The organism is Sinorhizobium chiapasense (assembly GCF_036488675.1).
GTDB classification, from domain to species: Bacteria; Pseudomonadota; Alphaproteobacteria; order Rhizobiales; family Rhizobiaceae; genus Sinorhizobium; species Sinorhizobium chiapasense.
In genome coordinates, this window is sequence record NZ_CP133151.1 from 71,973 (window position 1) to 92,291 (window position 20,319).

General features: G+C 57.8%; 17 protein-coding genes and 2 pseudogenes. 8 read left to right on the plus strand and 11 right to left on the minus strand.

All coding sequences use genetic code 11. The annotated features are described in order from the left end of the window. Nucleotides 1-353: 353 nt before the first annotated feature. Nucleotides 354-1,727 (plus strand): IS1182 family transposase, encoded by a 1,374-nt coding sequence (locus RB548_RS23060; RefSeq protein WP_331375127.1) that lies wholly within the window; start codon nucleotides 354-356, stop codon nucleotides 1,725-1,727. A 257-nt stretch (nucleotides 1,728-1,984) separates the two neighbouring features. On the opposite strand, the gene RB548_RS23065 is transcribed toward RB548_RS23060, so the two are convergent. The 6 genes from RB548_RS23065 to RB548_RS23090 all read right to left on the minus strand — a co-directional run bounded on the left by RB548_RS23065 (nucleotide 1,985) and on the right by RB548_RS23090 (nucleotide 7,173). Beyond that, nucleotides 1,985-3,064: a nucleotidyltransferase family protein gene (locus tag RB548_RS23065; RefSeq protein ID WP_331375750.1), complete on the minus strand. Its 1,080-nt coding sequence runs from the start codon at nucleotides 3,062-3,064 to the stop codon at nucleotides 1,985-1,987. Nucleotides 3,065-3,964: 900 nt separating this feature from the next. Next, nucleotides 3,965-4,207: a hypothetical protein gene (locus tag RB548_RS23070; RefSeq protein ID WP_331375630.1), complete on the minus strand. Its 243-nt coding sequence runs from the start codon at nucleotides 4,205-4,207 to the stop codon at nucleotides 3,965-3,967. A gap of 83 nt (nucleotides 4,208-4,290) precedes the next feature. Beyond that, a complete protein-coding gene (locus tag RB548_RS23075) occupies nucleotides 4,291-4,752 on the minus strand; it encodes a hypothetical protein (RefSeq protein ID WP_331375631.1) in 462 nt (153 codons plus the stop codon). 42 nt (nucleotides 4,753-4,794) lie between these two features. After that, nucleotides 4,795-5,367: a glutamate acetyltransferase gene (locus RB548_RS23080; RefSeq protein WP_331375632.1), complete on the minus strand. Its 573-nt coding sequence runs from the start codon at nucleotides 5,365-5,367 to the stop codon at nucleotides 4,795-4,797. Between the two features lie 165 nt (nucleotides 5,368-5,532). Continuing rightward, on the minus strand, nucleotides 5,533-6,408 hold the full coding sequence (locus RB548_RS23085; RefSeq protein WP_331375633.1) for a hypothetical protein: 876 nt from the start codon (nucleotides 6,406-6,408) through the stop codon (nucleotides 5,533-5,535). A 135-nt stretch (nucleotides 6,409-6,543) separates the two neighbouring features. Next, nucleotides 6,544-7,173: a helix-turn-helix domain-containing protein gene (locus RB548_RS23090; protein WP_331375634.1), complete on the minus strand. Its 630-nt coding sequence runs from the start codon at nucleotides 7,171-7,173 to the stop codon at nucleotides 6,544-6,546. A gap of 807 nt (nucleotides 7,174-7,980) precedes the next feature. Here RB548_RS23090 and RB548_RS23095 point away from each other — a divergent pair. Together RB548_RS23095 and nodD2 are read left to right on the plus strand one after the other, a co-directional pair. Further along, nucleotides 7,981-8,997: a helix-turn-helix transcriptional regulator gene (locus RB548_RS23095; protein ID WP_331375635.1), complete on the plus strand. Its 1,017-nt coding sequence runs from the start codon at nucleotides 7,981-7,983 to the stop codon at nucleotides 8,995-8,997. A gap of 545 nt (nucleotides 8,998-9,542) precedes the next feature. Beyond that, a complete protein-coding gene (gene nodD2 / locus RB548_RS23100) occupies nucleotides 9,543-10,517 on the plus strand; it encodes a transcriptional regulator NodD2 (protein ID WP_331375636.1) in 975 nt (324 codons plus the stop codon). A 185-nt stretch (nucleotides 10,518-10,702) separates the two neighbouring features. Here nodD2 and RB548_RS23105 read toward each other — a convergent pair. Continuing rightward, nucleotides 10,703-10,884, minus strand: a pseudogene (locus RB548_RS23105) (IS30 family transposase); the annotation flags it as partial. Nucleotides 10,885-11,338: 454 nt separating this feature from the next. Between RB548_RS23105 and RB548_RS23110 the strand changes: the two are divergent. From RB548_RS23110 to RB548_RS23130, 5 genes and pseudogenes are all read left to right on the plus strand, one after another. Then, nucleotides 11,339-12,502, plus strand: coding sequence for an omptin family outer membrane protease (locus RB548_RS23110; RefSeq protein WP_331375637.1), 1,164 nt, complete (start codon nucleotides 11,339-11,341; stop codon nucleotides 12,500-12,502). A 137-nt stretch (nucleotides 12,503-12,639) separates the two neighbouring features. Next, nucleotides 12,640-13,746, plus strand: a complete 1,107-nt coding sequence (nifS, locus tag RB548_RS23115; RefSeq protein ID WP_331375751.1) for a cysteine desulfurase NifS — start codon at nucleotides 12,640-12,642, stop codon at nucleotides 13,744-13,746. Then, nucleotides 13,746-13,919, plus strand: a pseudogene (locus RB548_RS23120) (sugar phosphate isomerase/epimerase); the annotation flags it as partial. The gene nifS and the pseudogene RB548_RS23120, both read left to right, overlap by 1 nt. Further along, the gene (locus RB548_RS23125; protein WP_331375638.1) at nucleotides 13,916-14,941 is read left to right on the plus strand and encodes a Gfo/Idh/MocA family oxidoreductase; all 1,026 of its coding nucleotides are present in this window, start codon (nucleotides 13,916-13,918) and stop codon (nucleotides 14,939-14,941) included. The pseudogene RB548_RS23120 and the gene RB548_RS23125, both read left to right, overlap by 4 nt. Nucleotides 14,942-15,463: 522 nt before the next feature. After that, nucleotides 15,464-16,456: a Gfo/Idh/MocA family protein gene (locus RB548_RS23130; protein ID WP_331375639.1), complete on the plus strand. Its 993-nt coding sequence runs from the start codon at nucleotides 15,464-15,466 to the stop codon at nucleotides 16,454-16,456. A 328-nt stretch (nucleotides 16,457-16,784) separates the two neighbouring features. Here RB548_RS23130 and queC read toward each other — a convergent pair whose 3' ends face one another. From queC to RB548_RS23155, 4 genes are all read right to left on the minus strand, one after another. Beyond that, a complete protein-coding gene (gene queC, locus RB548_RS23135; RefSeq protein ID WP_331375640.1) occupies nucleotides 16,785-17,480 on the minus strand; it encodes a 7-cyano-7-deazaguanine synthase QueC in 696 nt (231 codons plus the stop codon). Between the two features lie 286 nt (nucleotides 17,481-17,766). After that, complete coding sequence (gene queE, locus RB548_RS23145) at nucleotides 17,767-18,399, minus strand: 7-carboxy-7-deazaguanine synthase (RefSeq protein WP_331375641.1); 633 nt, start codon at nucleotides 18,397-18,399, stop codon at nucleotides 17,767-17,769. A gap of 474 nt (nucleotides 18,400-18,873) precedes the next feature. Continuing rightward, complete coding sequence (gene folE / locus RB548_RS23150; RefSeq protein WP_331375642.1) at nucleotides 18,874-19,767, minus strand: GTP cyclohydrolase I FolE; 894 nt, start codon at nucleotides 19,765-19,767, stop codon at nucleotides 18,874-18,876. After that, a complete protein-coding gene (locus RB548_RS23155) occupies nucleotides 19,767-20,252 on the minus strand; it encodes a 6-pyruvoyl trahydropterin synthase family protein (protein WP_331375643.1) in 486 nt (161 codons plus the stop codon). The genes folE and RB548_RS23155 overlap by 1 nt, the downstream gene beginning before the upstream one ends. Nucleotides 20,253-20,319 lie beyond the last annotated feature (67 nt).

A 20,319-nucleotide genomic window follows, 5' to 3' on the forward strand; every position in this document is an offset into this window, starting at 1 on the left:
AACGGAGGAATTTTCTTGTGGTAGGCGACGCCTTGGCTGGGCTTGCAGCAACAGCCTCGGGATCAGTCTTCATCCTCGGCCGCTTTTCCATGCTTCTTCGCTTCCAATTGGGATGATCCGCCTACCCAATAAACTAAATAGTTGCCGCAGACAGCGGCTGATGTGGTTTTACTTACCAATCGTATCCGCGAGACCTTCCACAATCTGCACCGCGCCTGTGGCGATGATCAGTGCGAGCACCGTCATAATCGTCTTCGCGAAAGTCCGAACTCCACCGATAGTGTTGAAAAAGTCAGGCTTGAAACAGTCCTAAAGCACTGATTCAGTCTTCTTATCGGAAGGAGATTGAGTCGATGATGGGCGAGCAAAGTGTGATGCAGGAGGAGCTATTCTATGGCTTCAGTCTGGAACGGCACGTGCCAGCGGATCACCTGCTCAGGGCCATCGACCGCTTCGTTGACCTTTCCGGTGTCCGCCAGCACCTGGCGCCGTACTACAGCCCAATCGGCCGTCCCTCGATTGACCCTGAACTGCTGATCCGCATGCTGATTGTCGGCTACTGCTTCGGTATCCGCTCGGAGCGGCGGCTGTGCGAGGAAGTCCACCTGAACCTGGCCTATAGGTGGTTCTGCCGGCTTGGCCTCGAGGGCGATGTGCCGGACCATTCGACTTTCTCAAAGACGCGCCATGGCCGCTTCCGCGATGCCGATCTGCTGCGCGAGCTGTTTGAGACCGTCGTGCGACGCTGCATGAGAGAAGGACTCGTCGGCGGCGAAGGCTTTGCCGTAGATGCCAGCATGATCGTGGCGGACGCGCATCGTCAGCGCGGGATCGAGACAGCCGAGGACCTCGACCCCAAAGCCAAGCGGGCTGTCGTAGAGTATCTCGCCACCCTGGATGATGCCGCCTTCGGAGCCGCCACGCCGGTCGAGCCCAAGTTCATCTCGCCGGTCGACCCAGCGGCACGCTGGACCGCCTCTTGGGGCGGCCCGGCTGTCTACGCCTACTGCACCAACTACCTGATCGATGTAGAGCACGCCATCATCGTGGACGTGGAGGCCTCGACTGCCGTGCGTCAGGCGGAGGTGACAGCCGCAAAGACCATGATCGAGCGTACTCACGACGAATTCGGCCTGTGGCCGGAACGGCTGATTGCCGACACTGGCTACGGCTCGGCCGAGATGCTGAACTGGCTGGTGCATGAGCGCGGGATCGAGCCGCATATCCCGGTGTTCGATAAGTCCAAGCGCAAGGACGGCACCTTCTCGCGTGAGGACTTCGCCTACGACCATGCAAGCGACACCTACCGCTGCCCAGGTGGTAAGCTTCTTCAGCACTACCGTCGGCCATTCTCGACACCGCGGTCCGGTGTGGGGAAGGACAACACGCTACGTTATCGGGCGAGCAAGCATGATTGCGACGCCTGCGCACTTAAGCCTCGCTGTTGTCCGAAGGCGCCGGCGCGCAAGGTAACGCGCTCAATCTATGAGGGCGCGCGCGACATGGCTCGCGACATCGCCAAAACCGACGCATACCAGACGTCACGCTATCAGCGAAAGAAGGTGGAGATGCTCTTCGCGCACCTCAAACGCATTCTGAGGCTCGATAGATTGCGACTGCGAGGCCCCTGCGGTGCCCGCGATGAGTTCCATCTCGCCGCCATCGCCCAGAACCTCAGGAAATTGGCCAAGATCTGCACCCAGGGCACGGTAATCCCGGCCACTTAGGCCGAGGAGGTCGCGTCGACCTCATTCGCGACGTCCTGAGCGAGCTACTCTACCGCCTTCAAGCCTGACTTCTTCAACACTATCCACTGAAGCTGATCTTAGAACAGTCGGTGGCGTACAGGACTACTGATGCCAGGAAATACGACGTGCAGAGCGCCAACGAGAATATTGTAAACGCGCTTAATCGCTTCGGCGACGATGGGTCCGCGTGGACCAACCTTGCCCTGCTCAACCCTGCTTACGGGGCTGCAGCGCCCTCAGAGCGGCAAGGCTGCTTTCTCCCCTATTTCCTTGCTTCCGGCCTCGAGACATTCCCTGAGAAGGTCTTTGTGCTCGTTGGGTAACATCGCGGCTCCGGCCTTGATGCCTTCCTGCCATTGAGGGCCACGTTCCCATGCTTCTATATAGACCATTGCGAGGTCGGAAGATCGTCGGGTCTGCAGCAGGGCCTCGACAAGGATCCCGGCCTGCATCACGTCCTTGTCGCGCTTGAGTGCACCGTCGGCACGACGTCGCGACGCGACGATGAGCTTGTGAACAGCATAGCGAGCTGGATCGGGCACCAATACCGAAACACCGGCTCCGTAGAGGAGCACCGTTCTGACGGGTTCGCGGATAAGGAAATCCATAAACCTAAGCGGTTGTGCGCGTGCTCCACCAAGGGCAGGCATCTCGGCAGGCTTGTCCAAGTACTCGTCCTTACCCCGATTGGTAGTCAAAAATTCGACGCGATAGCCTTCGCCATTGATGAATGCGGTCGTCTCCGCCCCGGTCAGGATCGGCACGGCACGGAAAGTCGGATCAATGGATTGCAGCAGTTTGAGGATAGGTGGCAGGCTATCCATGACGCCGGCCGAAATCGCATAGTCCTGTGCGAAATCGGCATCTGCGGTCATGATGGCAGTGGAGGGAAGGCGGACACTCAGAAGGCCGGAATAGGCTCCGAAGGCGAGGGTGCCTACAAGCACAGCGCGAAGCCGGAAGAGGCCTGCAGCCGCCAGAGCTTCGACGATCACACCTGAGGTTCGGTCGGCCGCCAGCAAGCCTCCGTCCCGCGTCAGGCTGGAGACCAGACGTCGGCGTGTCCTGTAGTCGGTTTTGATGGTGGAGAAGTCCTCGACGCGTTTCGTGATCTCAGGATCTTCGACGGGACCGACATATTTTCGGTTTTGACCGCCTTCGCCGTCTGGCTGATCGAAATACCAGTAATCGCGATCCTTGACCCTGACCTTGACAAAGCGACCTGTCGGGCGGAAGTCCAGCGTCCAGGCATCATCCATGGCACGCTGACCAACCTCGGCGAGCATCGTCTGGTACATCATGTCGACGGTTTTCAGCATGGATTTTCTCGGCGTTATACTGGATTTCCAGATTTAGTATAATGAAGTCGCCGCCCGCATCAACGCTATTATATCATAATCAAGAATCTAGTATAACTATTGGGTTGTGTCGTGCTCAGATGCGCCCGCCGAGTGCATCAACCAACTCTGTTGTTGCGAGTTGAATTCTGTGTTCCCATCCTGGTTCTGCGGGGCTAGCGGCAGCGCGACACGGTGAAGCGGTCTGGCTGTGGTATATCGGCCCCCCATTTCCGGCTTTGCCGTGCTGTTCGCAGGCGCCTGGCTCGCGAAATCGACCGGTTGGAAGCTGAACGGAGTCGACATCCGACTACGGCGAGGGCGGAGAAACCCTCGCAAGCCGATGCAGAGCGGGCAATCGCCGTCACAGACGATCGTGACGCCCCCTCCGGATTCACTGACGGAATCAATCCTCGGTTCCAACGTTTGAGTGGTGACTTGCCGCACGATGTTGTCATCTGCGACACCCAGGCAGACGGCCTCGACCACATATCGATATGCCACAATCCCACGAGGCTCCAACGCCTCAAAAATCGTGGTGCAGGAAGCATCGAATAGTGATGGTGGGGACCTTCGACTGATGCCGTGCTTCGTCATCCAGGCCGAGTCCACCAGAAAGCCTCGCGGTATTCGTGCATACAGGAGCTTTAATTTCTCTTAGGTCCGTTCACAGCGGACAAAATAGCCTAAATTCGAAGCCCCCGGTGCTCGCATTTCTCAGCTGACATGGTCGAACGCACCATGCTTACCGACGCAAATGCGTGGTCAATGAGGAGGATGTAAGCATCGAAGAGCCGCGCGGAGACCATTCCGCGCGGCCAAGGGGAATGTCGATAGGTGCCCCGGCGAAAAGACGGCTAGGCACTTCAGTTGAACATTCTAATCCTCGACTTTGAACGCGGACGTCTCTCCCGAGAACGTGCAGATGGCGGTCCAGTCCATCGCGAATGTTCCGTCTTCGGGCGTTGCCGTTATATGGTACTTGGCGCCCTTCGTCGGGCGCTTCTCAGAACCGAATTTTCCGCAGGCGAAATCTTTCTCGCCGCCGCTTCCGGTTCCATCTTTCAGCAGTTGGTCTCCGCCATTGGCAGGCGCAACGGCGACGTTTTCCCAATTGGGCATGATTCCTACCTCCATCTGGTGATGATGTGGATTGCAATGAAGCGTTTCTGCCGAGGAAGCTCGGCAGAAGCGTTTGGCGGGCCCTATTTTCCGTCGCGTGCTTCGACCCAGGACCTGTCCGTCGGTGGCGGCAAGGGACCCTTGGGTTTGCCGGTTTGGCCCCAGGCGGTCATCTTCGGAAAGCTTGGTCCAATCAGCTTCTTATAGGACTCGACAAAGCTCAGGCCGCCGGCGCCCGGGGCTGCCGAAAGGCAGGCATAGACGTAGACGCCGCCGGAGTACCCTTCGGGAAAGATCGTCAGGTTCTTGTTTAAATCGCGCGCGGTCAGGTAGAAGTCGTCACCCTTGCTGCCAATGACGGGCTGGCCTTCATCCCCGAAGGCTGCGCCGTGGGCCACGATGAACAGATCCTCGGTCGGGCGAAGATCGGGAATGTCCTTGTCAAATACCTTGTACCACTCGCCGAAGACATGGTGATTGCCTTTGGCGGCGTCGCGGGCAATGTCCTCGACCATGGGGTCGTCAGTGCAGGCTGCAATAATCATCGGTATCCTCCATTGACTTGGATGTTGAAATGGTCCCGCGGATCAGAGGGAGATGCGCAGGTAGTAGGGCTGGTCGCTCGGCGGGCCGTAGCGGCCGAAAAGCTCCGCGATCCTGGATGCTGTTTGTTTGTCCGACAGGTTCAGGGATGCCGAAAGGAAGGTCGAAGCGATGCTGAAATTCCCCGCACTTCGCCCGTCCGTCACATTCAGGCAGGTCAGGTAGAGGTGGATCTCGGCGGGGTCGCTTTGATCCAGGATGAGGCAGTTGAATGCCGTCGGTTCGCCATACTTGCTCAGATAGGAACTGATCGGCTTCGCCAGACTGACGGGCGCCTTACCTCCACCTGCGGCATTGGCGCAGATCGACGCAAGGGCGCCGGGCAAATCGCTAACGGGCATTGTGCGGTTCAGCGTTTGCGACGTCGTCGCGCTTTCCACCTGGTTCGGGACCATCTGCACGGCATTCTGCCAGGTACGCGGATCCAGGTTTCGAGATGGGTCTTCAGATAGTTTTTGGATCAGGGCAGAGCAGATCCTCTCCGCTTGGAGCGGATCGCTGCTCTTGGGTCCGACCACCGAAAAAAGACCCGCAGCAGTTTTCGCGAATGCGTTCATGTCGGTTTCCTTCCGGGAACGGCAGCGAAGAGCGCCAGCCAGCGCGACAGAGCATCGGCACCCAGCAGAGTTTTGCCGGATAGCCTCATCGCCTTGGCGAAGCGGGCGCGCTTCGAACCGCACCGTGGTTCGATGAGCTGCGTTAATCGCGATTGAGGTCTGAGCTCAGACCTGCGGCTTGATGTCGTTTTGCGGAGTCGAGCCGCCGTTGAAGAAGTTCTTGGCCTTCTTGAACTGCTCAGTGGAGTTCTTGTTCACGAGCTCCTGGAAGTTCTTGTAGTCGGGGCCGCCCTTGCGGATGCGACGGGTCTGAATGAGGTTGGTGACCTCGGTATAGTCCATGTCGACGTTGACGTATTGTGTCGACGAGCAGGAGGATTTCAGCTCGAGGAAGTACTCCTTGAACTCGATCTGCCGCAAGACGATCGCGCCGTAGTCGAAGTATCCGCCGGCTCCGTTGTCGAGAAGGTAACTCTGATAGGTGCATGTCAGCGCCTTGTACTGCTGCGCCTTGCTGCTGGCACTGAAGGTCAGATTGCCCATCTCGGTCAGAAAGGACTGGAAGTCCGTCAGCAGAGATGCCCCGTCGGTGACGATCGCCTTGGCAATCAACGACAGGAAAGTGCCGGAGACGGATGTGCCGGCAAACTTATTCGAGTAGCTTTTCTGCTTCTGCCCTCCGATCGAGAGATCGGGAATGTTACCGACGACGTTCGTCCAGGTGTTTATGTCGAGTTTTGTCGAGTCGATATCGGGATAGTGGGTATGCATATAGTCGTGGATGAGGCCGCCCATCGCCAGCAGATTGTCCTGGTTTTCATTCATGATGCTGCTCCACTTCGGATCATCGGTTTTCTGGCCAATGAGGTGGAACTGGACCGTGCCCTGGTCGTTGGCGATCTGGTCGTCGCTGGGGGCCTCAGCATCGGTCTGGGCCAGCATAAGGGGCTTGGCATAAAAGAAGGTCCGCGCTGCGTCGTAGCTCTTGTTCGAATAGCTCTGTTCATGTTCCTGGACATTCACTGCGGATACGCTCGGCATGCTTGCCTCCTACGGTGAGATTTGAACGTTGCTCCGAGAGTCTTGGGGCTTTCCCCATAAAACTAATGGGTGTAACAATCCCTTTGAATGCTCTCATTAGCTGTATATCAGGTTGTATCTGTCTCCACCTTTGCCTCAGACAGGCTTTTCTCTGCGGAATGCCATTTTGCGGTAGCTGAGCGGCGGGAGGCCATGGACGGACTTGAACGCCGTCGAAAAGTTGTTGCTGTTCTCGTAACCCAGCGTTAGCGCGATCTTGCCGACGCTTTCGTTGCCACTGCGCAAGCGCCTGGCCGCCTCGGCCATCCGATAGTGGCGTAGCCAGGTCATGGGCCCGCAGCCAAAGGAAGTTTCAAAGCGGTTGACGAGCGTTGTCCTGTTGGTGCCGACTATCCGCGCCAGCTCGCTCAACGGGATCTGCCGATCGACGCGCTGTACCAGCAGATCACATGACTTCTGCACGAGCGGGTCGGCGGAGAAGAACAGCGCAGCAGACCGTCGCTCGATCTGAGCGACGCAGGCTCCAAGCCGGCTTACCACTTCCTGCTCTATCAGCGGCCACAGCAGGTAGTCCAAAAAGCCGCTGCCGAAAATCGCGCTACGATGCAGGCAGGTTTCGGAAACGAGTGCCAGTTGCATGAGTTCGGGAGGGAGTCTTGCAGGCTGGTGCTCGTGTTGATGCGGCTGGCGGCAATCAACGATCAGGATTTGGGCCGAACGCCCCGGTCGCAACATTCGGTGATCGATCACGTCGACCTGCCGCAATGAATTTGCCATTTGCGACAGAGAATTTGCCGCTACCGGGTCCGAGCCAAGATACGCAGCCAAAAAGGAAGCATGCACCTCGAAGAGCACCTTGAGAATGTGGCCTGCCGAAGGCTTGACCCAGGGCTGATTGGACGGTTGGGGGACGCGGGAGCCCCGCTTGTGTGGGAGGGTGTGAGCGTGGAGCTATGCAGGGATCTTTGCAATCGAAGCGTCTAAGATGAAAGAAAAAATCAACCGTTGGGTGAACAAACCAATACACTACTTCCGCGACTGTCTCGGCGAGGAGACCCGATCCCGGTCAGCCGGACGACTCGCCGGGGCGGTAGCAATGGGCACAAGGGCGCGGCAGCGCCGGGCACGCGGAACCCGATCTCATGAGCACAAGGGGGGCACAGTGGGAATTTCCGTCATCGATGAGAGGAGACACAGGCAAGCTTGAGGTCGAATGGGATACGGTATTGTTTACCGGATAGGCAATCAGATCATCGAAGCGGGTGGCTGAAATGGCCGGCGGAAGGAGCGTCCGTGCGGTGAACGACTCCTGATGGGATTTCGATTGGTTCTTGGTCCCGCTTTACGTTGCGAAATTTCGTAGCAACGCGGCTAGCCCGGCATGGCACCTTCTTCTTTTCTATATTAGCGCTGTCGTATAAATTTACCTGCTCAGCTTGCTATTGGGAACAGAACAGGCGAGATGCAGACAGCGCGCCGCAATCGGGCTGCACGCGCACATCTCTCGGTCAGGTCCTCGGCCATTGAACCAGCAGGAACGATGAAAGCAGCAATACTGAACCTGGAGAAAACATGATGGAAAATAGCGCCGGTGATGCCGTTTTTCGATATCGCGGCTCAACGTTCGATAGCATGATCGAAACCCTCGGAGGGGTTTTCGGCACATTCGACGCCGAGCTCGTCGGCCGTGCTCAAGACTTCCATTGGGCGATCGATCTTTCGGCCTGTGAAAGCGCAGTATTGATTACTGGGTACCATCAGACAGGGTTTCAGTTCCGCGCTCAGGGGGCTTCCGATGCAACAGAGCACCTATCGATCGTAGTGCCGCGCAGAGGTGGCATGGGGGTCACGTACGGTTCGCGCATCGCCGAGGCCGGACAAGGGAAATTGCTTCTTTACAGGAATTTCGAGCCTGGCGGCATCTCAATGCACGGGCAATCCAATCTCATAGACGAGTTGGTGCTTGATTGGTCCTTGATCCAACGGACCATTGGCGAAACTTTCGATGTGCCGTTTAATGGCTCGCTCGACCTGTTGCCCGAATTGGATCTGTCAACGCCAGTTGGTAGGACAATCGGCAATATTACGGAAGCGGTCATCGACGGAATACGCGATAATGGCCCCCTCACTCAGTCTCCCGTAGCGATGGCACATATCACGCAGGCACTAGCCGACGTGGTAATAAGGATGGTGCCTCACCGGTTGTCGCATCTACTGAATAAGAAGCCTTGCATGATTGCTCCCGGACATGTCCGCCGCGGGATCGAGTTCATGTGCGCCAATATCAACCAGCCGATTACAATGCCAATGGTGGCAGATGCAGTGGGTGTTTCCACCAGAGCACTCGAAGCAGGTTTTCGCGCTTTCAAGGATACAACGCCTGCTGCCTATCTACAGATGCTTCGGTTACGGGCAGCACGGGAGGACCTGCTCGATCCAGAGAACCGTATGCTTTTGAGAGAAATCTGCCTGAAATGGGGATTCTTTCAGTTCGGGAGGTTCTCCGCAGTTTATAGGGCGCACTATGGAGAAAATCCGTCCGAAACAAGGAGACGCGTCTGCGGATCATATTCTCGCAGGTCCTCCTGACAAAGCGGATGACGAATGCGCTTACGCGGCAAATAGGATGACCAGTTTGCATAAATCGGAAGACAGCCATGCCGTAGATATGCCTCTGCGTCGGCGGATGATCGCCCTTGGTGCCGCCGACTTTCTCCTCGCCAGCATCCGTCGCGCTCAGCCGCTTCCTGAGCGGCCAATTTGTCGTCCGCTTCACGGATGAACTTCGCAAGCGACCCAGGGGGAAGTCGCTCGTCGTTGTTTGACCGCTCTTAATCGGTGTCGTCGACCGCCAGAAGCTCTTGACCGAACAGGTCGAGCTATAGGCACGCGATGACGAAAGTCCGACCGTTCACTCGCTGAAAGTCGGCGCGACGCGAGGCTAGATCGCTAGCATTGCCCGAGCACGGCGCGTCCGCAATCCGACACGCCGTATTCAAATTCGCGTTCAATATGCAATTCGCGAATGAAAGTTTCCATACCCCGTCTCTGCACTGTGAAAATGTCAATTTGTATTACTAATAAACGGTGCTGATAGGTCGGATGGCATACATCCACGGTATGGATAAAGAGACATGCGGTTCAAGGGTCTTGATCTAAATCTCCTCGTCGCGCTCGACGCTCTGATGGCCGAGCGGAACCTCACGGCGGCGGCACGCAGCATCAACCTGAGCCAGCCAGCGATGAGCGCGGCCGTCGCGCGGTTGCGCACCTACTTCCGTGATGAGCTATTTACGATGGCTGGCCGCGAATTTATCCCCACGCCGCGTGCTGAAGGGCTCGCCTCCGCGGTGCGCGAGGCTCTGCTGCACGTTCAGCTCTCGATCATTTCCTGGGAGCCGTTTAACCCGGCCCAGTCGGATCGGCGTTTCAGGATCGTCCTTTCCGATTACGTCACACTCGTGTTTTTTGAAAAGATCGTGGAGCGTGCGGCGCGTGAAGCTCCCGCCGTCAGTTTCGAATTTCGGCCTCCCACCGACGACAATGAGGACCTTCTCCGGCGCGGCGATGTCGATCTGGTAATTCTCCCGGAAATCTTGATGTCGAACGCTCATCCTCGCGCGAAATTGTTCGACGATGTACACGTGTGCGTCGGTTGTCGCACGAACGAGCAACTGTCAGAGCCACTCACATTCGACAGATACATGTCGATGGGGCACGTTGTGGTCAAGTTCGGGAATAGCCGGAGGCCAGGCATCGAGGAATGGTATTTGCTCGAGCATGGTCTCAAGAGACGTACCGACGTCGTCCTACAGGGCTTCAGCATGCTTCCGCCCATGCTGGTGGGGACCGAGCGTATAGGAACCATGCCCTTACGGCTGGCGCAGCATTTCGCAAAGACAATACCCCTGCAGATCGTCGAACTTCCGCTGCCACTTCCCACATTCACCGAGGCCGTTCAATGGCCTGCCCTTCACGATAGTGATCCGGCGAGCCTGTGGATGCGCGAGATGTTAGTGCAGGAGGCGTCCCGTATGGTTTCGCCGCTTGCCACGGCCGAGCCCCTCATCAACCCGGACCAGCACGAGTATTGTCCGGCTCACCTCTGATCCGCAAACTTCATCGGGGCCAGGACTGTAAAATGGGTCGCATGCCACCCCTTGCTGGCCGAAGCGCGTCAATGCTGCCGGTACGCTTGTCCGTTCCCCACGCAGCCTTGGCCCGCGTCAATCATGAAGGGACATCTGTCCGGACCGCCGCGCGACGCTTGAACGCTGCGGCGAGCTCGCGGGCAGCCATGCATGATCCGCTCGATCACCGATTGGCGCACATGGGAGAACCGGGCTGCTTGCGCAGCTTGGCTCTGTGCTCAAGCGCCATCTCGTTGGTGGTCACGCAATAGTAGCTGCTCAGATCCGGCATCTGCGGATCTTCAAAATCATTACGCTTGAGCTCGCGGAAAATCGTCGAGCTATGATGGGTGATGGGCCCCCAATTCGCATCTGTTCGAAAATCGAAGCTCGTAGATGTGGATCGCTTCGGCTTCCGACGGATACGGCCGACGACCAAGCGCCCTTGGTCTTGATTAAGCGCAGTGTCCCACCCTCGACAATGTCGGACATAGAACAAGGCGCCATGAATGCCATCTCATTGTTTTAAAACAATGTTGCCGTATGGCACGATACATGCCTCACCGTCGGCAAAGCGCTGCGCCAAGGAGGAGGAATCATCCCAGGATAGCTCACCGAAGATGCGGTCGCCGCCCGTGAACTGAGCTGATGAAGGTTTTGCACATTGTGCCCAGCTTGCAGGCTGCGCCCGCGTGAGGGACTGAGGAAGGACGGCCAACCCGTTTTTCTGGGGCTTGTGGCGGGGGCAACAGAGCTGCCCTTGTCACGGCCAATCCAATCAACCTTCAGGAAGGGGGCAAATGAGGCTCCACGTCGGTTTATGTTTGCAAGACGCACACGGGTGGCATGCGTCAAACGTTGTCGACTCACCATTGTGCGATTCCATTCCGCATCATCGACATTTCCACGACGCGATCCTGCCGGCGAGCAATTCGCAGCAAGGCGATGCTGCAGCGATGCTGGCTAGCAAATCGGAAAATTCCGCGCGGTCACCGGTACGCAGCGCCACTGGAACGCACCACTTAACATTGGCAGTCTTTGCTTTCGGCGCTTCCTGCGCAACTTCGACAGTCGCCAGAGCGGCGGAAGAAACAATCTATGCTGCGCCCGACAGTAGCCTCGTGATGGGTTTAGGGTACATTCGGCTCAAGGGCAACGAGCTTGTCTACAGCGCCGCGGGCAATCGTATCAGCCACTTGATCTGGGAAACCGACGCCCCGGTTCTGACGACGGGCTTTAAGGCTGAGCTTGTTGACAACTGGACTATCTCAGCTAGCGCCGCCATCGGCTTTTCCGGCGATAGCCACATGGAGGACTATGATTGGACCGAACCTTGGGGCTTTGATCGGGGGGATTGGTCGCATCGGTCGATCCACACCCATACTGACCTTGACCGTTACATCAACCTTGATATCGCAGCGGGCCGAGACTTTGTGATCAACGATGCGGCGGCTATTAACCTGCATGGCGGGTTCAAATACACCGATGTGAAGTGGACCGCCTTTGGTGGCTCGTTCACCTATAGTGTCGATGGCTTCCGGGACACGACGTTCCACCTCCCGGACGGCGAACGTGGCATAAGCTACGAACAGCAATACCCGGGCGTTTTCCTCGGCGTAGAAGCGATCACGAAATTCGGCAATTGGACCCTCTCGGGTCTGCTGCGCGGCGGCCTCAGCGTCGATGCCAGTGATGTTGACAATCACTGGCATCGGAAGGTGCTTTTCAAAGAAGAGTTCAGCGCGCTGCTTTTCGTTTCGGTCGGCGCCAAGGCAATTTATCAGGTGACCGACCGCGTGAGCTTCTTCTTCGCCGGCAATTTCGATAAGTACTTCCGCGAGATAGCTGAGGCGACGGAGTACGACAGGTCGACGAGCTCACCAAGAGTCGATGTCGGCAAGGACGTCGCCGGCATGGACCTCTACGCCTTCACGCTATCGACCGGATTCAAATTCAAGTTCTGAGGAGCCACCGTTGCGACTTGGGACGGTGGTCAGCTGCGAGGCTAACTGCATTACGGTGTTACTTTCACCAGTTTTCTTGAGGTCCTGTCAAAGTTTCTCGGTAAGGAAAAGTGAACACAGCTCTAGTTTTCCAGGCGATGCTGCCGTTCTCTACAGATCAGTCTGGCAACGCTTCGTCGACGCACGACATTGGCATCGCTGCCGGCGTCGCGATGAAGGCGGCGCGCCGGCAGTTGCAAGCTCTGATCGGTGCGAACTTCGACCATGAGATCATTTTCACCTCGGGCGGGACCAAAAGCGACAATACGGCGATCCTTTCCGGGCTCGAGGTGATGCCCGAGCGCACGGAAATCGTCACTTCGGCAGTCGAGCATCCGGCGGTGCTGACGCTCTGCACCCATCTTGAAAAGACGCGCGGCGTCAAAGTGCATAGGATTCCGGTGGATCACCATGGCCGATTCGACCTTCGCGCCTACGGGAAAGCCCTTACCCATCGCGTGGCGATCGTTTCAATCATGTGGGCGGACAACGAGACGGGTACGATATTCCCTGTGGCTGAGCTTGCCGAGATGGCCAAGAAAGTCGGCGCACTTTTCCACACGGACGCAGTGCAGGCGGTCGGCAAGCTTCCGATGGACCTGAAATTGACCGCTATCGACATGCTGTCGCTCTCCGGCCACAAGCTACATGGGCCAAAAGGTATCGGCGCACTCTATGTAAAGCGCGGTGTGCCCTTCTCCTCGCTGATCATGGGAGGCCATCAGGAGCGCGACCGACGCGCGGGCACGGAGAATACACCCGGAATTGTAGGTCTCGGCAAAGCGGCCGAACTGGCCTTGGAGTGCATGGACGAGGGAAACACACGGGTAAAGCCGCTCCGCGACCGATTGGAGAAAGGAATCCTCGAGCGCATCCCCAAAACCTTCGTCACCGGCGATCCGCTGGCGCGGCTGCCGAATACCGCAAACGTTGCCTTCGACAGCATCGATGGCCAGGCCATACAGTTTCTCCTCAACCGCTACGGCATCGCCTGCTCCTCTGGCTCTGCCTGCACCTCTGGCACCTTGGAGCGGAGCCATGTTCTAGAAGCCATGAGCATCCCGCGGGCGCGCGGGGCAGTGCGCTTTTCCTTTTCACGCTATAGCAGCGAGGAGGATGTCGACCGGGTGCTTGAAGTGCTGCCAGGGATCGTGGAGAAACTGCGCGACTCTTCCCCATTATCTTCAGGGCAGGCGAAATGCTGATCGGCCAGGGCGAGGTCCCCTGGGACGATTTCTTCGGCACGCTGGCGGAAGTGGGCTTCGACGGCATCATGACCGCATGCGTCTTCGCCTGGGAGGACAAGGCAGACCAGAGCGGCACCTTCATGCGCAGCGAAATGCAGCGTTACATCGACAAGTACTGGGGGGCAAAATGACCCTTAAGGTTGGTGTCATCGGCACGGGAATGATCGGCCAGGATCACATCCGCCGCCTTACGAAAGTCCTTTCCGGTGTCGAAGTCGTGGGTGTTACGGACATCGACCAGGCCCGCGCTGCCGCCGCCGCCCCCGAAGGGGCGGAGGTGTTCGCCACCCCCTCCGCTTTGATCTCTTCGGAAAAAGTGCAGGCCGTGATCATCTGCTCCTGGGGACCGGCGCATGAGGAGCAGTTGCTCGCCTGCATCGCCGCCGGCAAGCCGGTCTTCTGCGAAAAGCCCTTGGTGACATCCGAGGCGGCCGCGCTTCGCGTGATGGAAGCCGAAGTGGCCTTCGGCCGACGTCTCGTGCAGGTGGGCTTCATGCGCCGTTTCGATGCCGACTACCGCCGCCTGAAGGCGGTGATCGACGGAGGGGAACTTGGTGCGCCGCTCATGTTCCATTCCGTGCATCGCAATGCCTCGGTGCCCGAGGGGCTCTACACCTCGGAGATGCCGCTCAACGACACGCTGGTGCATGACGCGGATATCTCCCGCTGGCTCCTGTCGGACGAGGTCGCTGGGGTCGAGGTGCGCGTGCCGCGCCGGTCAGCGCGTGGTGGCGAGTTACGTGATCCGGTGTTCGTGCTCTTGCACATGGCCTCTGGCGCGCTGGTTGATGTCGAGATCTCGGTGAACATTGCCTACGGCTATGACATCCGCGGCGAGGTCAGCTGCGAGGCGGGCGTCGCCGCACTGCCGAACCGCCCGGCAACAGTGATTTCGGACTCGGACGGCATCCGTCAGGCGATCCCCAAGGATTGGCGCGAGCGCTTCATCGAAGCTTACGACCAGGAATTCCGGGAATGGATCGTGGCTGCCTCCCAAGGAACCGCGACCGGTCCCTCCATCTGGGATGGATACGCGGCCACGCTCGTGGCCGATGCGGCCCTGCGCGCCGTGGCCAGCGGCGGCCTTGAATCAATCAACATGATAGCGAAACCAGGCCTTTACGGACCTCCGACCGCCATCGCGGCGCAGTGAATCGTGCGGGCGATTTCACGAAAGATGATCCGATGATCAGCGGAGAACCACGGCATTCCCTATCGCGAGGAGGCAGGCCTTGTCATCGACCGCATCGGCGCCCTGTAGTCCCGCCCCCACCTATGAGCGTGAGGGCGTTGCCTGCAAAAGAGGCGACCTGCCCGGCGGAGCTCCGAACCGCCGCGGCGAATGATCTTCTCCCTTGGCATGGTAAGTGCATAGCAATCCGCAAACGCCTTCGGATCTGAGCAGAAGTCGTACGATACACACGCGAGAGGTATCTGCGGCTGACGTCGTGGAAGAATCGTTCATGATGGGAGATCTCAATGACCTTTGTTGGAAAAGGCAACTTGCGAAGCCCGCTCCTCGGTCGGCGATTGCGACTGGGATTCGTCGGCGGCGGAAAGGGTGGTCTTGTTGGACAATGGCACTTCGCCGGGGCGAGATTGTCAAATCACTGGGAGGTCGTTGCGGGAGCTCTCAGCAGATCCGGATAACGCACACGCATCGGCCGCAGAATGGATGATTGCACCCGATCGCTCGTATGGTGACTGGAAGGCCATGGCAGAATCAGAATCTGCGCGCGACGATGGTATAGAAGCAGTCTCAATCGTCACGCCAAACTGGACACACCATCGTATCGCGACCGCCTTTCTCAAGGCCGGCATCGACGTAATACTGGACAAGCCCATGACGACGACGGTTTCAGATGCTCAAGAACTCGTGGAGCTTCAAAGAGCTACGGGTCGTTTGGTCGTCATGACTTACCCATACGCACATCACGCGATGGTTCGTCAGGCCAAGCACATGATCAGAAACGGAGCCGTAGGGACCGTGCGGCAGGCACACGTGGAGTATGTTCAGGAGTGGGCGACAAGTCCGTTTTCCGATCGAGACAAGGGTGCCATTTGGCGACAGAACCCCGAGAAGGTGGGCCGCGCGTCAGCGACCGGCGATATCGGGACGCATGCGTACCATCTGCTGCATACAATTACTGGACAGGATATTACCAGCCTCAGGGCTGAGTTTCATAACTGTGGAGCTCCGAAGCCGATGGAAGATACGGCCTATATCAATTTCCGTCTGGAGAATGGCGCCCCTGGGATTCTTTGGGTAACGCAGGCCGCGCCGGGCCAATACTGCGGTCTCCGCATCCGCGTGTGGGGCGACAAGGGAGGGCTAGACTGGGATCAGGAAAAACCGGAGGTGCTACGTTATGTGCCCTTAGGGGAGCAGGAGCAGATCTTCGTGCGAGGTCATGGCAATGGAACCCTACCCGAAGCGGAACGTCTGATACACCTCCCGAGGGGGCACGGTGAAGCTCTAGTGGATGCATGGGCAAATCTCTATGCCGAGGCTGGCTTCGCAATCGCCGCGCGCCGCGCGGGGTACACTCTCGCGGAAGGTAGCGTCGAGCTTTCAGGAGCCGAAGATGGTCTTAAGGGAATGCTGTTCATCGACACTTGTGCCGATAGCCACCAATCTGGTGGGTCTTGGATTTCGATGAAGCAATGAACACGGTTCCCAGCCGTTCGCGCATCCGCATAACCGTGCCGTCAGAGCCGATGTGAACCGCGGCTTCGCGCCAGCGGATAAGTCTATCAGGGACAGTTTCGCGAGTACTTACGTCTCGCTTCTTGTGCCATAGCGGCGTTCCCCTGAACCGCTACGTGCTGTTGGTTAAGCGCTAACAAAGCAAGCGCAGCCTCGACCCGAATCTTCCATGCCGTGGAAAATAATCAAAAGCCAACAGCACCAGCGGAATGCAAGCTGCGAAGCCAACCAGCAATGATCCGCCTTCGATCCATTGCCTGCTTTGTAGATCCATCCCACTTCCCTTGCGTTACGCCGCTTCCGCAACGAATTTCCGGTATCCCTTTGCCCGCAGGTCGCAGGCAGGGCAGATTCCGCAACCATAGCCCCAGTCGTTTAGATCACCGCGGTCGCCCAGGTAGCAAGTGTGGCTTTCCTCGACGATGACATCGACCAGTTCCTTGCCGCCAAGATCCTGGGCAAGTTGCCAGGTTTGCGCCTTGTCGATCCACATGAGTGGTGTATCCAGGACGAAACGCTTTTCCATTCCCAGGTTGAGCGCGATCTGAAGCGCTTTCATCGAGTCATCGCGGCAGTCCGGAGCGCCAGAGAAGTCGGTTTCACACATTCCGCCCACGATGCGTTTCAAGTCTCTGCGATAGGCGAGGGCCGCCGCCAACGTCAGAAAAACCAGGTTGCGGCCCGGGAGAAAGGTGTTCGGAAGCTCGGCCATTTCAATTGCCATGGTGCTCGTCAGTGCGGTGTTTGAGATCTCTCTCAGCGCCGAGAGAGAAACTGTATGGTCCTCGCCGAGCCGCTCACTCCACGCCGGTTTTATCTTTCCGAGCTTGGCGCGGAGCGTTTCGCGGCACTCGAGTTCTATCTTGTGCCGTTGGCCATAATCAAAGCCGACAGTTTCGACGCGCTCGTATCGATCGAGCGCCCATGCCAGGCAGGTGGTGGAATCTTGCCCGCCCGAAAATAACACTAGTGCAGTCGCCGCCATCTCAATTGCTCCGGGTTATTGGTCGTCATACTCAGCCAGCACGAGGGCCGTCTCGAACACCTTGACCGAACTGACTTCGCCAAGGAGAGGAACAACCTTCCCAAACCGAAATGTTCTCGGCGGTTGGATCTTCCACCCCTGGAATGTCATTGAGTGGATGCGGATCGACTGGTCCCTCCAACTGAAGCTCGATCGATACGAATGGGCCCTCCATGCGATGGCAATCATTCGTCGCTGGAACATGGGGGTCGATGGGCAGCCTCAAATGGAAACGCCTTGGTGATTTTCACGGAATCCCAATAATTTTATGAGTTTGCAGACTTAGGCGCCAGCGCGCATTCCGAAGACAAAACTCAGTGATCGCGGCGGTGTTCTTGACGCGTTCCGGCCCATCCATGGGCTGAAGGAAATAATGATCGAAATGCATGTCAGGCAGATCGTCAAGCAGCAGATCGGCTTGCGGGTAGACAAGCTTGAGCTCGCTTCCAGATGTCAGCTTCAGCGGCGCATGGGCCTTTGGACTGACGCAAATCCAGTCGATGCCCTCCGGCGGTTCCAGGGTGCCGTTCGTTTCAATTGCAATTTCGAAGCCAATTGTGTGTACCGCGTCGACTAAAGCACTATCGAGTTGCAATAGCGGCTCGCCGCCTGTGAAGACCACATACCGGTTGTTTTCACAGTCCCCCCAGGTTTCAGCAATCGCGCGAGCCAGCCCGGCCGCATCCTGGAATTTGCCGCCCCCATCGCCGTCAGTGCCGACGAAGTCCGTGTCGCAGAACTGGCAAATTGCTTTATGCCGATCCTCCTCCCGACCAGACCACAAGTTGCAGCCGGCAAATCGGCAAAAAACGGCGGCCCGTCCGGCTTGGGCGCCTTCGCCTTGGAGCGTCTTGAACAGTTCTTTGACGGCGTAGGTCATTTCATGCCCGCTACTTTCAAAACCACTTCCTCGGAAACGTTGAGTCCCTGATTGCGGCCCCCTCAACTTCCCGGACGATCCCGATGAGAGATTGAGCAATCGTGAAGGTATCGCGATACACGTTCTGGACCGACGTACAGTGGCACATGTTGCCGTCCGCCGAATTCGGCGGACGTCCACGCCGTATGTCGGCAAGAGCATGCAAGCGCATTTGCGAAATCACCGAATCCCCAAACACTCATTGACATCGCATTACCTCGGAGCTGGCCGTTCTGCCATGGGCGCAAAGTGGCACATCTGGCGGCGCTTCTTTTGGCCAAGGCGCTCTTTAAAGGCCGGCAAATACGAGGAAGGCTCTGTTTCCAATCCACAACCGGCCCTCCAGAAAGAGGAGTCGTCGTTACAATTTCACGGCCGACTTCGATCTGCCAAAGCAGTGCTGACCGCCGCAACGTAAATGTACATTGCAGCACTTTATGCCAGACGCATGAATTCCGTTCGGGCTGTCGCATCGTCTTTGATGATTCCGCGCAGAGCGGTGGTAACCGTCTGGTGTCCCTGTTGGCACACGCCGCGCGATTCCATGCACAGGTGCCGCGCCTTGATGACCACACCTACACCCATCGGCTCGAGATGAGTGAACAGAGCGTCCGCGATCTGGTTGGTCATACGCTCCTGTACTTGCAGCCTGCGCGCGAAAATGTCGGCTAGCCGGGAGAGCTTGCTCAGACCGATGATTTTGCCATTCGGCGCGTAGCTTATTGTGCAGGTGCCGAAGATCGGCGTGAGGTGGTGCTCGCAGTGCGAATAGATCGGGATGTCTTGTACTGTGATCGTCTGGTTGTGCTTTTCAGCACCGCCCTCGAACACTTTCAAAATGTCCTTTGGGTCTTTGCCATACCCGCTGCACCAGTATTGCCAGGCTTTGGTAACGCGCGTTGGGGTTTCTTTGAGTCCCACGCGTGAAGGGTCTTCACCGACGAACTGGAGCAATTTCACGATGTTGTCATCGAACGAGCCAACAACGTCGCCCTCCCATGGGAACACGATCCAGCCTGAGGGTCTGGGGCCAGCTTTTTTGTCAATGAGTGCGTAGAATTCTTTCTCGGGCCAGTCATGCTTCCATTTGTTGCGGGTTGCACCACTGTTCACGACGTCGTCGATGAACACGTCCGCTTGCTCCGGGCTGTCAACGAGCAACAGCGGGATGTGCTGCGCCACTGCGAGCGCAGCGGGTACGCCCCCTCGGGGGATAGGATAGATCTTCAGTGCTTGGTTGACATCCGGCTGGTAGACCCGGTTTAGCTCTGCAGCCAACTTTGCTGCCAGCGCGCTGAGCTCGCTGAACGATATTTTGTTGTTGTTCATCACTTCTCCATCTGCCCGAGATCTTTCCTTGGAGGCTGCAGCGCGTGCACGGCGGAGCACTTGCGCGTCTCTTCAACCTCGCAATGTACGAGCCTGATGCCTGTGCCCTTGAGCTGCTGCGGACCCACCACGAGCACAAGATGCTTCGCAATGTTCTCAGCGGTCGGATTGAACGGGACCAGCGCGATGCCATCTTCGAGCGTCGTACCATTACCGGTTTCGACCGTGTCATCGATCAACGCGCTGGCAACCGGGTCATGCTCCCACAAGAGCATCTTATGGTCCCAGTTCTCTTCCAGCCACATGCAGAGCTTGCTCTTCATGTCACTGAAGTCGATGACGCGCCCCATATTGTCGAGCTCATCAGCTTCGCAGGTGAAATGTACACGGTAGTTATGCCCGTGCAGGTGCCTGCATTTGCCTTCGTGTCCGACAACGCGGTGTCCGCAACTGATATCGTGGTAGCGCTTCGCCTGGCAGCTCATACGTCACCACTGCCGATCGCGCGGTTCATCTGCTCGTAGGTCTCGAACCTCTCGAGCCCGTTTTCGC

Excerpts from the sequence above, each read along its gene's own strand:
- RB548_RS23080 (WP_331375632.1), bottom strand. The coding sequence starts at position 5,367 with ATGAACGCATTCGCGAAAACTGCTGCGGGTCTTTTTTCGGTGGTCGGA.
- RB548_RS23060 (WP_331375127.1), top strand. The coding sequence starts at position 354 with ATGATGGGCGAGCAAAGTGTGATGCAGGAGGAGCTATTCTATGGCTTC.
- RB548_RS23125 (WP_331375638.1), top strand. The coding sequence starts at position 13,916 with ATGACCCTTAAGGTTGGTGTCATCGGCACGGGAATGATCGGCCAGGAT.
- RB548_RS23130 (WP_331375639.1), top strand. The coding sequence starts at position 15,464 with ATGATTGCACCCGATCGCTCGTATGGTGACTGGAAGGCCATGGCAGAA.
- folE (WP_331375642.1), bottom strand. The coding sequence starts at position 19,767 with ATGAACAACAACAAAATATCGTTCAGCGAGCTCAGCGCGCTGGCAGCA.
- RB548_RS23110 (WP_331375637.1), top strand. The coding sequence starts at position 11,339 with ATGAGGCTCCACGTCGGTTTATGTTTGCAAGACGCACACGGGTGGCAT.
- nodD2 (WP_331375636.1), top strand. The coding sequence starts at position 9,543 with ATGCGGTTCAAGGGTCTTGATCTAAATCTCCTCGTCGCGCTCGACGCT.
- queE (WP_331375641.1), bottom strand. The coding sequence starts at position 18,399 with ATGACCTACGCCGTCAAAGAACTGTTCAAGACGCTCCAAGGCGAAGGC.
- RB548_RS23155 (WP_331375643.1), bottom strand. The coding sequence starts at position 20,252 with ATGAGCTGCCAGGCGAAGCGCTACCACGATATCAGTTGCGGACACCGC.
- RB548_RS23075 (WP_331375631.1), bottom strand. The coding sequence starts at position 4,752 with ATGATTATTGCAGCCTGCACTGACGACCCCATGGTCGAGGACATTGCC.
- nifS (WP_331375751.1), top strand. The coding sequence starts at position 12,640 with ATGCTGCCGTTCTCTACAGATCAGTCTGGCAACGCTTCGTCGACGCAC.
- RB548_RS23095 (WP_331375635.1), top strand. The coding sequence starts at position 7,981 with ATGATGGAAAATAGCGCCGGTGATGCCGTTTTTCGATATCGCGGCTCA.
- RB548_RS23070 (WP_331375630.1), bottom strand. The coding sequence starts at position 4,207 with ATGCCCAATTGGGAAAACGTCGCCGTTGCGCCTGCCAATGGCGGAGAC.
- queC (WP_331375640.1), bottom strand. The coding sequence starts at position 17,480 with ATGGCGGCGACTGCACTAGTGTTATTTTCGGGCGGGCAAGATTCCACC.
- RB548_RS23085 (WP_331375633.1), bottom strand. The coding sequence starts at position 6,408 with ATGCCGAGCGTATCCGCAGTGAATGTCCAGGAACATGAACAGAGCTAT.